The sequence below is a fragment of the Thioalkalivibrio sp. ALE23 genome (assembly GCF_000378545.1).
In the GTDB taxonomy this organism is placed as follows: Bacteria; Pseudomonadota; Gammaproteobacteria; order Ectothiorhodospirales; family Ectothiorhodospiraceae; genus Thioalkalivibrio.
Genome location: NZ_KB900031.1, coordinates 158,306 through 170,330, shown reverse-complemented (window position 1 = coordinate 170,330; position 12,025 = coordinate 158,306). Strand labels below are relative to the sequence as shown.

Genomic DNA, 12,025 nt, shown 5'->3' with positions numbered 1-12,025 from the left:
GCGTTAGTCGCGGGTCAGGTGCCGCGCGCTCGTCCGGTCAGGCGGCCACCGGCGTCGATCAGGCCGTGCTGCTGCAGGAACCGGCGCGCATCGTCCGCGTCCTCGCGGAACCAGGCCGCGGTGCTCCCGAGACGGAAGCTGTAACCCCAGGCGTCCATGTCGCGCATCAGCCGCTCGCGGCCGACACCGGGCAGGGCGTCGGCCAGCAGGATCTGCAGATAGCAGACGCCGCATTCCTCGAGGTCGTCGCCGCCGGCGTTGGTGTCGAGGGTGGCGCGGCGCGCAGGGTCCATGCACAGGGTATGTCCGGCCTCGTGCAGGGCCGAATGGACCGGCGTGTCCGGGCGGACGTGCACCTGCAGGCCGACGATGCCGGCTTCCGGTTCGCCCCACCAGGAGCCGGGCAGCGCGGCCCCCGCCGGATGCAGGATCAGCTCCAGGCCGTAGCCCTCGAGCAGGGCGGCGAGTGCCCCGGCCTGCTGCGGGTCGCCGCAATACAGGATCTCGTCTTCGGACGCGGTGTTCATGTATCGGCGTCGTGGTCCAGCCCGCGCTGGTGGCGTGCGGCCCGCCGCGGGCACTCTTCGGGGTGGTCGCGGCACCAGCGGTCGACCCGCTCGGTCAGGTCACCCTGAAAGCACAGCAGGTAGAAGCGCGCCTGTTCCCGGTTGACGATCTCCGGGCGCCCGAGGGCGTCGACCACGCCGGTGCGCAGCGCGGCGATGATCGCGTTCGCGGCCTTTTTCTGCGGCCAGGAAGTGATCTCCCGCCAGGCCTGCGGTTCGAAGTACAGGCGCAGCAGGTCGAGCCGGGTGGTCAGCAGCATGCGCGTGACATTGCGCAGCGTGATTTCCGCCTCGGCCCAGTCTTCCACCAGGCCGCCCTCCAGCAGGCGCTGGATCTCCTCGCGACCCTTGGGTGACAGCATGACGGCGACGGTGGCGGTTCAGCCTTCCGCCTCGGCTTCCTCCGGCGTCAGGGCCACGATCGACAGGGCGTGCAGTTCGCCGCTGTCGATCTGCTCGCGCACGGTGGCGTAGACGGTCTGGTGTTTCTTCACGCGGGACATGCCCTCGAACTGGGGGCTGATGACCCGCGCCTCGAACTTGCCTTCGCCCCCGGTCACTTCGACCGACCGGGCATCGGGCAGGCCCGCGCGGATGAGTTCGGCGACCTGACTGGCTTCCATGGGGATTCTCCTGATTGAATGCACTGTCGGCACGGGATTCGGGTCCGCGATGATAGCGGTCGCCCGCGGACGACAGAAGAGCCCCCGCATGCGGGGGGAGACCGGGGACCCGGAGCGGTGGAACTTGTGCCCGCCCGCAGGGCTCCACCGGACATGAAAACGTTGCGTGGCGCCGGCCGGCGGGAAAAGCCAGCACTCGGGGTGTCGGTGGTTGGTCACGCGCTCATGACACGGGCTAGTATTTCAGGAACTCCTAATACACGTCGGAGGACACGACATGATCTTCAAGCAGCTGTTCGAACCCGAATCCTCGACCTACACCTATCTCCTGTCCTGCCCGGATACTGGCAAGACGGCCCTGATTGACCCGGTCCTGGAGACCGTGGATCGCGATCTGGAGGTCCTGCAGCACATGGGCCTGAGCCTGGATTATGCGGTGGAGACCCATATCCACGCGGACCACATCACCGGCGGCAAGATGCTGCGCGAGAAGGCCGGCTGTCAGCTGGCCGGCCCGGCGCTGGACGAGCTGCCCTGCCGCGACATCGGTATCCGCGAAGGCGAGCCCTTCCGCGTGGGCAACCTCGTGGTGAACCCGCTGTTCACTCCGGGACATACCGATACCCACCACGCGTATCTGCTGGATCACGTGGGGATGAAGATGCTGTTCTCCGGGGATGCGCTGCTGATCGAGGCCTGCGGCCGTACCGACTTCCAGTCGGGGGATCCGCATACCCTGTATCAGTCGATCCACGACAAGTTCTTCACCCTGCCGGACGAGACCCTGGTCTACCCCGGGCACGACTACGAGGAACGCCAGATCACGACCATTGGGCAGGAAAAGATGCGCAACCCGCGTCTGGGCAAGGACAAGCCCGAGGAAGAGTTCGTGAAGATCATGAACGAGATGGATCTGCCCTATCCGAAGAAGATCGACTGGGCGCTGCCCGGCAACGAGGGCTGCGGCATCTGCCCGGACAACATGCCGGAGGACAAGAAGCACCTGTGCGATCCGGATGCCCAGGGCTGAGCCCCTGAGCTACGGCAGACGGCGTCCGCGGTGATGATCCGCGGGCGCCGCCGCCGGCCGGAGCCGTTTTCCGACCCGGCCGTGGGGGCTGCGCGCTCCGACGGCCGGGTTTTTCTGTCGGTGGCAGCGGCGCGACAGTGCTACACTGTGCGTTTTCGCTGTGACCTTCGCGATCGCCGCATCGCGACGCAAAAGGGAAGACCCCATGCAAGAGATCGAGACCCTGGAAGGGAAGTTTACCGACGCCGGCGGGCGCCGCTTCGGCCTGCTGCTGGCGCGCTTCAACAGCCTGGTGGTGGAACGTCTGCTGGAAGGCGCGGTGGACACCCTGCGCCGGCATGGCGTGGCGGATGACAACATGACCATCGCCCGGGTCCCCGGGGCCTTCGAACTGCCGCTGGCGGCCCGCACCATGGCGGGCTCCGGTCGTTACGACGCCATCATCGCCCTCGGCTGCGTGATCCGCGGGTCCACGCCGCATTTCGACTATGTGGCGGGCGAGGCCGCCAAGGGCCTGGCCCAGGTACAGATGGAGGCCGACCTGCCGATCAGCTTCGGCGTGCTGACCACCGATTCCATCGAACAGGCCATCGAACGCGCCGGGACCAAGGCGGGCAACAAGGGGGCGGATGCCGCCATGGGGGCCATCGAGATGGTCAGCCTGATGCCGCGCCTGCGTACCGGTGCCTGAGCGGGATGCCGTGAACGCCGTGACTGAATCCAGCAACTCCGGTTCTCCCGACCGCCCCCCGCGCGAACAGACCCGCGCCGACAAGGGCGGGCGCAAGCAGCGACCGCGCAGCACGCCCGAGCAGCGCGCGCGGCACGCGCGCTCGGTCGCGCGCCGCCGCGCGATGCAGGCGCTCTACTCGTGGCAGCTGACCGGGGACGATCCGAAGAACATCCTGCTCGCGTTCCGCGAGGAGGACGAACACGCCAAGGCGGATCCGGAATACTTCCGCGAGATCCTGATGGGCGTGACCCGGGCGCAACAGGAACTGGACGCGCGCATGCAGCCCTGGCTGGGGCGCGAGCTCGACCAGCTCGACCCGGTGGAACACGCACTGCTGTGGATCGGCCAGTGGGAACTGGCCGAGCGCATCGAGCTGCCCTATCGGGTGGTGATCAACGAGGCGGTGGAGCTGGCCAAGCGCTTCGGCGCCGAGCAGTCCCACCGCTACGTCAACGGCGTGCTGGACCGCCTGGCCGCCGAGCTGCGCAGCGCCGAGATCCGTCGCTGAGGCGGATACTCCACCATCCGGTGCGCGGCGCATGGCGTCCCCGTCCCTGTCCGAATTCGATCTGATCCGGCGCTATTTCCGGCCGGCCGGCCCCTCCGGGGATCCGGTCGCGGACGCGCGCGTGGTCCTCGGGGTGGGGGACGACGCCGCATTGCTGCGCCCGGAGCCCGGCCATGAGCTGGTCGTCAGTACCGACACCGTGGTGGAGGGCCGGCATTTCTTTCCCGATCATCCCCCGGCGAGCCTGGGGCACAAGGCCCTGGCCGCCAGTCTCAGCGACCTGGCGGCGATGGGTGCGGAGCCGCTGGGCGTGCTCCTGTCGCTGGCGGTTCCGCAGGCCGAAGATGCGTGGCTGAGGCCCTTCAGCGAGGGATTCCTGCAGCTGGCGCGGGAAACGCGCGCTCCGCTGGTGGGGGGGGACACCGTGCGCGGGCCATGTTCCGCGGGGGTCACCGTGCTCGGCCAGGTGCCCGCGGGATGCGCGCTGCGTCGCGACGGGGCGCGCTCCGGGGACCGGCTGGTGGTGACCGGCGAGCTGGGGGGCGCCGCGGCCGGGCTGGAGGCCGAGACCCGACGCCGCGAGCAGGGGGCGGGGCCGCCGGACGCCAGCGCCCCGGTCTGTCGGCGACTCTTCTGGCCGCAGCCCCGGCTGGCGGCGGGGCTGGCCCTGCGCGGACATGCGCACGCGGCCATCGATCTGTCGGACGGACTGCTCGCGGACCTGGGGCATATCTGCGCCGCCTCCGGCTGCGGGGCCCGCGTCGACTGGCCGGCGGTGCCGCTGGATCCGGCACTCGCCGGGGCGGATGCGGCGCTGGCGCGGGAATGCGCCCTGGGCGGGGGCGACGACTACGAACTGCTGCTGGCGTTGCCTCCGGAGGCGGAGCTGGCACCGCTGGCGGAGGCCGCCGGTGTTGCGCTCCACGTGATCGGGGAGTTCACCACCGGCGATGCCATCCGCGTGGTGGATGCCACCGGCGCCCCTCTGGACGCGGGGCGTTCGGGGCACGATCATTTCGCGGACTGACTGAACAACGAGACGAGGGCCGGACTGCATGGTTCCAGGGATGACGAAAACGACGATGCCGTCGGCACGCACCGTGTTCGGCGACCCCATCCATCTGCTGGCCTTCGGCTTCGGCTCCGGGCTGTCGCGCTGGGCCCCGGGCACTACGGGTTCGCTGGCCGCCCTGGTGCTGTATTTCGCGATCATGAACTTCCCCGAGTGGGCCTATCTGGCGATCACCGTGATCGTGACCATGGCCGGGTTCCAAATCTGCGGGGAGAGCGCCCGGCGCCTGGGCGTGCACGACCATTCCGGGATCGTGTGGGACGAGTGGGCGGGGATGCTGGTGACCCTGGCCTTCATCCCGCCCGGGATCACCCTCGCGGGTGACACCGCCGGGCTGGTCTGGGTCGCGCTGGGTTTCTTCCTGTTCCGCCTGTTCGACATCCTCAAGCCCTGGCCGGCGCGCTATTTCGACGAGAAATGGCACGACGGCACCGGGATCGTGATGGACGACGTGGTGGCCGGGCTGTATGCGGGCCTCGCCCTGATGCTGATCGTGCTGGCGGCGCAGCAGACCGGGCTGGCGGTGGGCACGCCGCCGGTCTAAAGCGTCACCGTGACGCCTTCGCGGGCGAGCTGGATGGCCGGTTCGTCCGCGGGGTCCGGCGGCGGGTTGCGTTCCAGGGCCTCGGCGAAAATGCGCTCGAGTTCGTCGTCGTCGCGCGTCGGTTCGTGGTGGGTCAGCCACACCTGCCGTACCCCGGCCTCGCGTGCGGCCCGGATGCTGGTGTCGTAGGTGCCGTGGCCCCAGCCCGTGCGGCGTCGATACTCCTCGGGCGTGTAGGCGGTGTCGATGATCAGGGCATCGGCGCCGCGGAAGAAATCGATGATCGCCGCCCGGCGCTCCTGCACCATCGCTTCGTATTCCGCATGGCCGTCCTCGCCCGGGGGATGGATGTTGTACGGCCATTCGTGGTCGCCGGTGAACACCAGCGTTCGCCCTCCGGACTCCAGACGATAGGCGAAATTGAGCACCGGATGGCCCATGATCATGGGCGTGACGGTCACGCTGCCCACCTGCGTGGCCTGACCTTCGTGCAGGGTGACGTACTCCATGGTGGCCGCCAGTTCGTTGTCGCGCACCGGGAAGAACGCGTAGTCCATCTGCCGCGCGAGGACCTCGTGAATGTCGCGCTGGTTGACCGGGTCCGCTGCTCCGTGGATCCGGATGCGGTTGCCCGCGACGAAGATCGGGATGAAGAAGGGCAGCCCCTGGATGTGGTCCCAGTGGGTGTGGGTGATGAAGATGCTGGCCTCCAGCGGCATGTCCGCCTGCAGCTGCCGGGCCAGCTGGAAGATGCCGGTACCGGCGTCGAGGATGATCAGCTCGTCGTCGGCGCCGCGCGCCTCGATGCAGGTGGTGTTGCCGCCGTAGCGCACGGTCTGCGGGCCGGGAACGGGGATCGAACCGCGCACGCCCCAGAAGGTGAATTTCATCGACCGTCCTCCTCGCTCTGCATGAACAGACGGGTGGCTTCCAGCTCCGCGCCCGGGTCGTCCAGGGCTTCCGTCAATTCCGCAAGATCGGCGCCGAAACGCTCGCGAATCGGTCGCGGGAGGGGTTCGATCACCGGATTGCCGGAATCGCCAAAGTCCAGGTGACGCACGATCTGGTTGGCCGCGAACACCGTGTCGCGCAGCAGGCTCCAGTCGCCGTCGCGATCCGGCGCGTGATGGTAGCGGATCGCTCCGGCCAGTGTGGCGGGCAGGCCCCAGTGTTCGATCAGCAGACCGCCCAGTTCGGCATGATCCACCTCCAGACGCCGGGCCTCTTCCCGATGCAGCGGTACGGGACCGGCGGCCGCGGCCGCGAGGACCGGAGCGTAATCCTCGCCGGCGTGTCGGATCAGCACGATCTTGCCGAAATCATGCAGCAGGCCGGCGACAAAATGGTCGGTGTTCTCGCTCTCCGGCACCCCCAGGCGCCGCGCCAGCAGGCGCGCGATGGTGGCCACGCCCAGCGAGTGCTCGAGAAAGCGGCCGGTGTCCATGCCGGCATCGTTGCGCGCCGGCAGCATGCCCACCGCCGCGATGCTGAGCGCCAGATTGCGCAGGGTGTTGAACCCGGCGATCACCAGGGCCTGGCGCACCGAGCTGACCGGGCGCGCCAGGCCGAACCATGGCGAATTGACCAGTTTGAGGATCCGCACGGTGATCACCGGGTCGCGTTCCAGGGCCGCCACCAGCTCGCGTGGCTCGCTGTCCGGGTCGCCGGTCAGATCGAGGATGCGCTGCACCGACGCCGGAAATCCCGGCATCCGGTCGATCAGGGCCGCGTAGCGGTTGAGGCGTTCATCCCCGGCCATGGGCTGTTCTCCTGCGCCTGCCTGTAGACTGTGTCCCGGTCACTTGCTGTCGCGGCTCCAGCTGCCATCCCAGTCGGGGGCCGGTGGCTCGCGCCGCAGGTGCTCGATGCGGTCGAGGTACAGCCGGTAGAGTCCGACCCCGGGGTACGCCCCGGCCAGCCGCCGGAAGGCTGTCTCCGCCGCATCCAGATCCGCTGACCGGAATGCGTCCAGGGCCTGCGCCAGCGAATCCAGTTCGGCCTGCAGCTCGGGCGTGTGCTCCGAGGACCGGCAGATCGGCTCGAACACCCGTACCGGCCGGTCGCGTCCCTTGACCCGCACAAGGTCCAGCTCGCGCCAGACGAAGCGTTCGCCGGTCAGTTCCCGGGTGCGCTCGCCGACCACGATCCCGACTCCATAATACTTGCTGCTGCCCTCCAGGCGTGAGGCGAGGTTCACGGCATCGCCCAGGACGGTGTAGGCGCGGCGGTACTCCGAACCCATGTCACCCACGTTGACTACGCCGCTGTTGATGCCGACTCCGACATGGATGGCCGGAAGTCCCTGCGCGACGAAGGCCTCGCGCAGGCGCGCGGTCTCCGCCTGCATTGCCAGGGCCGCCTCCACCGCGTGGGTGGCGTGCTCGCGATCGTCCACGGGTGCGCCCCAGAACGCCATCACCATGTCGCCCACGTACTTGTCGATGGTACCCCGGTGTTCGGAGATCACCCGGGTCATGGGGGTGAAATAACGGTTCAGCAGCCGCTTGAGCTGGTCGGCTTCCAGCGATTCCGACAGACCGGTGAAGCCGCGGATGTCGGAAAACAGGATACTCAGCTCGCGCGAGCGGCCCTCGAAATCGAAGGCCTCGGGATGCTCGCTCATCTGCTCCACCAGCGCGGGCGGCACGTACTGCCCGAACATCGCCTTCAGCCGGTGCCGGGTGCGCGCCTCGAACAGAAAGCCCCAGCCGAGATTGAACACCGCGATCAGTACCACCGCCAGCAACGGGGACGCCAGGTCCAGCACCAGGCCATGCGCCGACCACAGCCACGCGGTGAACGCGAGCAGCACACCGCCGGCGGCGAGGGACGCCGCAAGCTGGCGCAGCGGCGCCAGACGGGGCAGGACCAGGGCCAGCAGTCCGCCGGCCACCAGCAGCATGGTCAGGTTGGCGCCCGGGGCCCAGGCCGGTTCGGTGAGGAAGGCCTCGTCCAGCATCGCCGCGATCAGGTTGGCGTGGATCTCCACTCCGGGGAACACCGCATCCATCGGGGTCGCGCGCAGGTCGAACAGCCCCGGCGCCGTGGTCCCCACCAGCACGATCGCCCCGGGCGGGATGTGTTTTGCCGGATCGTCTTCCAGTACCTGCCAGGCCGATACATACGGAAAGCTCCCGGCGGGGCCGCGATACGGCACCAGCATGCGGCCCCGGCCGTCGACCGGTACCGTCAGATGGTCGTCGAGGTGCAGCGCCTCCAGATGCTCGCGCCGGTCGATGGTCTCGGTGGTGAGGCGGGCCTCTTCCAGGAACAGGAACTGGCGCACCGTCTCCGTGGCCAGCGAGCCGTACAGCTCTTCGTCGATGCGTGCCAGCAGCGGGGCGCGGCGCAGGGTGCCGTCGGCGTCGGGGATCAGGCTGAAGAACCCGGCCGTCGCGGCCGTTTCGCGCAGCACCGGCAGCGGCGCGCTGTAGCCACTGGCCGGAGGCAGGGCCAGCGTCTCCACCGCAAGTGGTTCTGCCAGCGGCAACGGCTCGGGGAGGGCACCCGAACGCGAGCGCTCCCGCGCGTGGAAGACATAGCCCAGGACCACCTCGCGGTCCTCCAGGACCCGCGCGAGCCGGTGGTCACCATCGAGTTCCGGCGCCAGCCGGTCCAGCCGGGCCTGCAGCGCGGCGTCCTCCGGCAGGTGTTCACGGACGGCCTCGACCGGATTGCGCTCGGCCTCGGCGAACAGGATATCGAGTGCGATGACCCCGGCCCCCGCCGCGTCGAGGCGTTCGACCAGCTCGGCAATGCGCCGGCGCGGCCAGGGCCACTGGCCCTCGCGTTCCAGCGAGGCCTCGTCGATGTCGACGATCACGATCGGGACCTCCGCCTCGGTGGCCTCGCGGGCGGGCGGATGCGCCTGCATGCGCAGGTCATAGACCAGCCGTTCGACCCGGTCCAGCGCCGGGGTCACCCCCGGGATCCCGGTCACCTGCGGCAGGGCCAGCAGCGCGACCAGGAGGCCCCCGAGGGCCGTCGCGAACCGGCGGGAGCGGGCGGGGCTCACTAGTCCTGTTCGAAGGCGATTACGCCGGTGTTCAAAAAGAGTGTCCCGTCCTGACGGAGCTCGAAACCGGCGATGGCGCCCTCCGCGTCGGAGCCGACGAAGCGGCCCCCCAGGCTGCCCTGGACGTTGGTACCAAACTCGAGCGGAATCCCGTCGCCGTGGAACTCCGCGATGTCGACCGGACCCCCGACCGTTTGCAGCAGTTCGCCACCCCCGAACTCCAGGGTGGCGTCAATCGTCGCGGCGCCGAAATCCACGTCCAGGAACCCCGCATCGATCACGAAGGAGGGACCGGTCTGCTCGATGCCCACATCCGAATAGGTTGCGGTGCCGGTGCCGGGCAGGTCGGATTGTGCGTGGATGATCTCGGTGGCCGTAATCCATGCGAAGCTGGCGGGACCCAGATTGTAGGGGGCATCGTTGAGTTGCTGTACGTCGGTATCCGACCATCGGCCCCAGGAAATCGATGCATCGCCGATCTCCGTGGTCCCGGTAGTACCGGTGCCGCCACTGTCGACCTCGAAGCTCTCGATGGTCGTATCCGGGTCGAGGAATGCCTCGCCCTGATCGGACTCCAGCCATTCCCGGTCATCGCCCAGGGTCACCGGCGAATCCAGGAAACTGCCGGCGTAGAAATCAGTGCCGATCTGGCCAACCAGGAAACCCTGAGCGTCGCTGTCTTCATCCGGGACAGCGAAGAGTCCCGCGTCGGTGAAGATGTCGCGGTCGTGTTCCAGCAGGGCGGTCTCGCCGAAGCCGTCGTCCGCGGTGCGCGCCACCGGGCGGCCGGCTTCGCCCCAGCGGTCTTCCGACGGGCCCGGGGCCGCGCCCGGGTCCGTGGTGGCGGTCGGTTCGGGGTCGTCGGCCATGGCCCGGTCCACGTCGCCCTCGAAGGCATCGAAGAAGAAATCCGGGAGTTCGTCGCCTTGCAGGGCCTGCGGGGCCGAATCCGGGTCGCGGATGTAGGCGGCATCGCGCGCGGTGCCCGCGGTGATCTCGACGCGCCCGTGCGGGTTCTCCACGTACAGCGCCCCGCGGCGAACACGCACGTACAGGTCGTCACCGCGGGTGAAGGCGTCGAAGGACGTTCCGCGGATGCCGATGGTGCCGGCGCGGGTCTCGACCCGGTAGCCATCCCCGGCGACCGCGCCGGTGATGGTGCGCAGGCCGCCCTGCAGCAGGCGTTTGATGCTGCGGTCAGCGGCGTCGGGACCGGCTTCGGGGGCGTGTTCCAGGGTATCGATGTAGAGTTCGCTGGATTCGCTCAGGGACAGGATCTCCCCGTCGATCATGCGCAGCTGGGCACGCCCGCCCTCCGGTGTCTGCACGGTGTCGTGCACGTAGACTTCGGACCGCCGCGCCAGGTCGCGCGGGTCCTGGTCGCAGTACTCGGCGGTCACGCCGGTGGTGGCCACCAGCACGCGCCCGGCGTCCTCGCGTTCGGCTGCGCCGGCCACCGGCGGGCCGGCCAGGAGGAGGATGGCGGCCAGCATGGCCGGGATGGCCTGCGCGAACGGAATACGGAATCGGGACGGGTTCATGCTGGTCACCATTCGCGGCGCACGCCGGCGGTGACCTGCGTGCGGCGGTAAGAATAGAGATCGAGGCTGGAATCGTTGTCGGCGTGTTCCACGCTCAGTTCCAGCCGCCAGTCAGGAGCGGGATCCCAGGCCCAGCCCAGTCGGGCCCGGTTCAGCCGATCGCGGCGCCGGTCGAGGAACGCGGGGTCGTCTTCGCGGTGACGGCTGACGAGATGGTCCAGACGCAGGTCGATCCGGTGATGTTCGTCGACGGCCCAGCCCGCCCCCGCCTGCAGTCCCGCATAGCGGCGTCCGAAGTGCTCACCGCGCGAGCGGCGAGGGCGTTCTTCGCCCGCCAGCGTCCCGCCGAACACGCGCAGCCGGGGGTCCGGGCGCCAGCTGACACGGGCACCGACCGCGCCCCCGTCCACGTCGCGGGCGTTGCCGGGCTTGTGCTGGACCCGGCTGACCTGCCCGAACAGGGTGTACTCCAGCGGCCGACCCGGGCGCAGGGTCCATTCGGCGCCGGCCGTGGCCCGGGTGTTGCGGACATCGTCGTCGCGGCGGGTGTGACGCAGTTCCAGGGGCAGGGTCAGGCGCCAGCCGTCTCCGAGCAGTACCGGCCCGCCGCGCAGCCGGGCGGTGTAGCGGTCGAAGTCGCGTTCGGAATGATACCCGCGTCCTTCCAGGCCGCCCTGCAGGAACCAGCCCCGGCGGTCGCTCGTCTGGCGTTGGTGGGCGAAGCCGCCGTACAGCTCGAAGAAACGGTCGCTTTCGGGGTCGGGCAGCTGCAGGGGCAGCACGCCGAACAGGGCCACGTCGTCATCGGTGTGGGCGCCCACGTTGCTGTCGTGTCCCAGGCGCGCGCCCAGGTGCCAGCGGGTGACGGCATCGCGGACCGGCGCGGGACGCCCGGCCTCGCGCTCCTCGATCGCCGTCAGGAACCATTCGATGCGACGGATCACCGTCGAGGGCGGTGGCGGGTCGCGTTCCAGGACGCGGCTGAAATGGCGGCGGGCGGCGATCGTGCTGCCCATGGCGAAATGCGCCCGGGCCAGCTCCAGGCGTGGCAGCGGGGCCCCGGGGTCGTGCATCAGCACACGCTCGAAGGCCAGCAGGGCATGGTCGGGTTCGCCGCTTTCCAGTGCGGCGATGCCGAACGCCAGGTCGAAGTCCGGATCGCCGGCATGGGCCTCGAACTGCTCCTGGCCGAGGGTGAAGGCGTCGGCGTGGTTGCCGGCCTCGTTCAGCTGTTCCAGCCGTTCAACGGGGCTGTCCTCCCGGGCCGAAGCAGACGAGACAGCCAGGCCGAACGCGGCGATCAGGACGAGGACCGGCAGATGCCTCCAGTGCCGACGGATTCGAGGGGGACGGGTAGTCGGGACGGACATGGCGCGATCTCCGTGCGCGGGGT

The 12,025-nt window shown here is 69.4% G+C and carries 13 protein-coding genes; 5 read left to right on the top strand and 8 right to left on the bottom strand.

The window, feature by feature from the left end; translation table 11 throughout:
- Nucleotides 1-14: 14 nt before the first annotated feature.
- The 3 genes from F573_RS0100820 to F573_RS0100810 are packed head-to-tail and all read right to left on the bottom strand — an operon-like array spanning nucleotide 15 to nucleotide 1,189.
- A complete protein-coding gene (locus F573_RS0100820; RefSeq protein WP_019021098.1) occupies nucleotides 15-527 on the bottom strand; it encodes a hypothetical protein in 513 nt (170 codons plus the stop codon).
- The gene (locus F573_RS0100815; protein WP_019021097.1) at nucleotides 524-928 is read right to left on the bottom strand and encodes a hypothetical protein; all 405 of its coding nucleotides are present in this window, start codon (nucleotides 926-928) and stop codon (nucleotides 524-526) included. The genes F573_RS0100820 and F573_RS0100815 overlap by 4 nt, the downstream gene beginning before the upstream one ends.
- 18 nt (nucleotides 929-946) lie before the next feature.
- The gene (locus F573_RS0100810) at nucleotides 947-1,189 is read right to left on the bottom strand and encodes a BolA family protein (RefSeq protein WP_018870908.1); all 243 of its coding nucleotides are present in this window, start codon (nucleotides 1,187-1,189) and stop codon (nucleotides 947-949) included.
- Nucleotides 1,190-1,466: 277 nt separating this feature from the next.
- Between F573_RS0100810 and F573_RS0100805 the strand changes: the two genes are divergently transcribed.
- From F573_RS0100805 to F573_RS0100785, 5 genes are all read left to right on the top strand, one after another.
- Nucleotides 1,467-2,219 (top strand): MBL fold metallo-hydrolase, encoded by a 753-nt coding sequence (locus F573_RS0100805; RefSeq protein ID WP_019021096.1) that lies wholly within the window; start codon nucleotides 1,467-1,469, stop codon nucleotides 2,217-2,219.
- Between the two features lie 205 nt (nucleotides 2,220-2,424).
- The gene (gene ribE / locus F573_RS0100800) at nucleotides 2,425-2,910 is read left to right on the top strand and encodes a 6,7-dimethyl-8-ribityllumazine synthase (protein WP_019021095.1); all 486 of its coding nucleotides are present in this window, start codon (nucleotides 2,425-2,427) and stop codon (nucleotides 2,908-2,910) included.
- 10 nt (nucleotides 2,911-2,920) lie between these two features.
- The gene (nusB, locus tag F573_RS0100795; protein ID WP_018870911.1) at nucleotides 2,921-3,460 is read left to right on the top strand and encodes a transcription antitermination factor NusB; all 540 of its coding nucleotides are present in this window, start codon (nucleotides 2,921-2,923) and stop codon (nucleotides 3,458-3,460) included.
- 31 nt (nucleotides 3,461-3,491) lie between these two features.
- A complete protein-coding gene (gene thiL, locus F573_RS0100790; RefSeq protein WP_019021094.1) occupies nucleotides 3,492-4,487 on the top strand; it encodes a thiamine-phosphate kinase in 996 nt (331 codons plus the stop codon).
- A gap of 55 nt (nucleotides 4,488-4,542) precedes the next feature.
- The gene (locus F573_RS0100785; protein ID WP_019021093.1) at nucleotides 4,543-5,076 is read left to right on the top strand and encodes a phosphatidylglycerophosphatase A; all 534 of its coding nucleotides are present in this window, start codon (nucleotides 4,543-4,545) and stop codon (nucleotides 5,074-5,076) included.
- Here the strand turns inward: F573_RS0100785 and F573_RS0100780 are convergent.
- The 5 genes from F573_RS0100780 to F573_RS0100760 are packed head-to-tail and all read right to left on the bottom strand — an operon-like array spanning nucleotide 5,073 to nucleotide 12,002.
- The gene (locus F573_RS0100780) at nucleotides 5,073-5,966 is read right to left on the bottom strand and encodes an MBL fold metallo-hydrolase (protein ID WP_019021092.1); all 894 of its coding nucleotides are present in this window, start codon (nucleotides 5,964-5,966) and stop codon (nucleotides 5,073-5,075) included. The two genes, F573_RS0100785 and F573_RS0100780, sit on opposite strands and share 4 nt — an antisense overlap.
- A complete protein-coding gene (locus F573_RS0100775; RefSeq protein WP_019021091.1) occupies nucleotides 5,963-6,835 on the bottom strand; it encodes an HDOD domain-containing protein in 873 nt (290 codons plus the stop codon). The genes F573_RS0100780 and F573_RS0100775 overlap by 4 nt, the downstream gene beginning before the upstream one ends.
- A 39-nt stretch (nucleotides 6,836-6,874) precedes the next feature.
- A complete protein-coding gene (locus F573_RS0100770) occupies nucleotides 6,875-9,091 on the bottom strand; it encodes a CHASE2 domain-containing protein (RefSeq protein ID WP_019021090.1) in 2,217 nt (738 codons plus the stop codon).
- Nucleotides 9,091-10,632, bottom strand: a complete 1,542-nt coding sequence (locus F573_RS0100765; RefSeq protein ID WP_196801789.1) for a FecR family protein — start codon at nucleotides 10,630-10,632, stop codon at nucleotides 9,091-9,093. Before F573_RS0100765 ends, F573_RS0100770 begins: the two co-directional genes overlap by 1 nt.
- 5 nt (nucleotides 10,633-10,637) lie before the next feature.
- Nucleotides 10,638-12,002, bottom strand: coding sequence for a tetratricopeptide repeat protein (locus F573_RS0100760; RefSeq protein WP_019021089.1), 1,365 nt, complete (start codon nucleotides 12,000-12,002; stop codon nucleotides 10,638-10,640).
- Between the last annotated feature and the right edge of the window lie 23 nt (nucleotides 12,003-12,025).

What these genes read in the sequence shown, in the direction of transcription:
- F573_RS0100780 (WP_019021092.1), bottom strand. Translation starts at nt 5,966, where the DNA reads ATGAAATTCACCTTCTGGGGCGTGCGCGGTTCGATCCCCGTTCCCGGC.
- F573_RS0100765 (WP_196801789.1), bottom strand. Translation starts at nt 10,632, where the DNA reads ATGAACCCGTCCCGATTCCGTATTCCGTTCGCGCAGGCCATCCCGGCC.
- F573_RS0100760 (WP_019021089.1), bottom strand. Translation starts at nt 12,002, where the DNA reads ATGTCCGTCCCGACTACCCGTCCCCCTCGAATCCGTCGGCACTGGAGG.
- F573_RS0100810 (WP_018870908.1), bottom strand. Translation starts at nt 1,189, where the DNA reads ATGGAAGCCAGTCAGGTCGCCGAACTCATCCGCGCGGGCCTGCCCGAT.
- F573_RS0100820 (WP_019021098.1), bottom strand. Translation starts at nt 527, where the DNA reads ATGAACACCGCGTCCGAAGACGAGATCCTGTATTGCGGCGACCCGCAG.
- F573_RS0100815 (WP_019021097.1), bottom strand. Translation starts at nt 928, where the DNA reads ATGCTGTCACCCAAGGGTCGCGAGGAGATCCAGCGCCTGCTGGAGGGC.
- F573_RS0100805 (WP_019021096.1), top strand. Translation starts at nt 1,467, where the DNA reads ATGATCTTCAAGCAGCTGTTCGAACCCGAATCCTCGACCTACACCTAT.
- F573_RS0100775 (WP_019021091.1), bottom strand. Translation starts at nt 6,835, where the DNA reads ATGGCCGGGGATGAACGCCTCAACCGCTACGCGGCCCTGATCGACCGG.
- thiL (WP_019021094.1), top strand. Translation starts at nt 3,492, where the DNA reads ATGGCGTCCCCGTCCCTGTCCGAATTCGATCTGATCCGGCGCTATTTC.
- ribE (WP_019021095.1), top strand. Translation starts at nt 2,425, where the DNA reads ATGCAAGAGATCGAGACCCTGGAAGGGAAGTTTACCGACGCCGGCGGG.
- F573_RS0100785 (WP_019021093.1), top strand. Translation starts at nt 4,543, where the DNA reads ATGCCGTCGGCACGCACCGTGTTCGGCGACCCCATCCATCTGCTGGCC.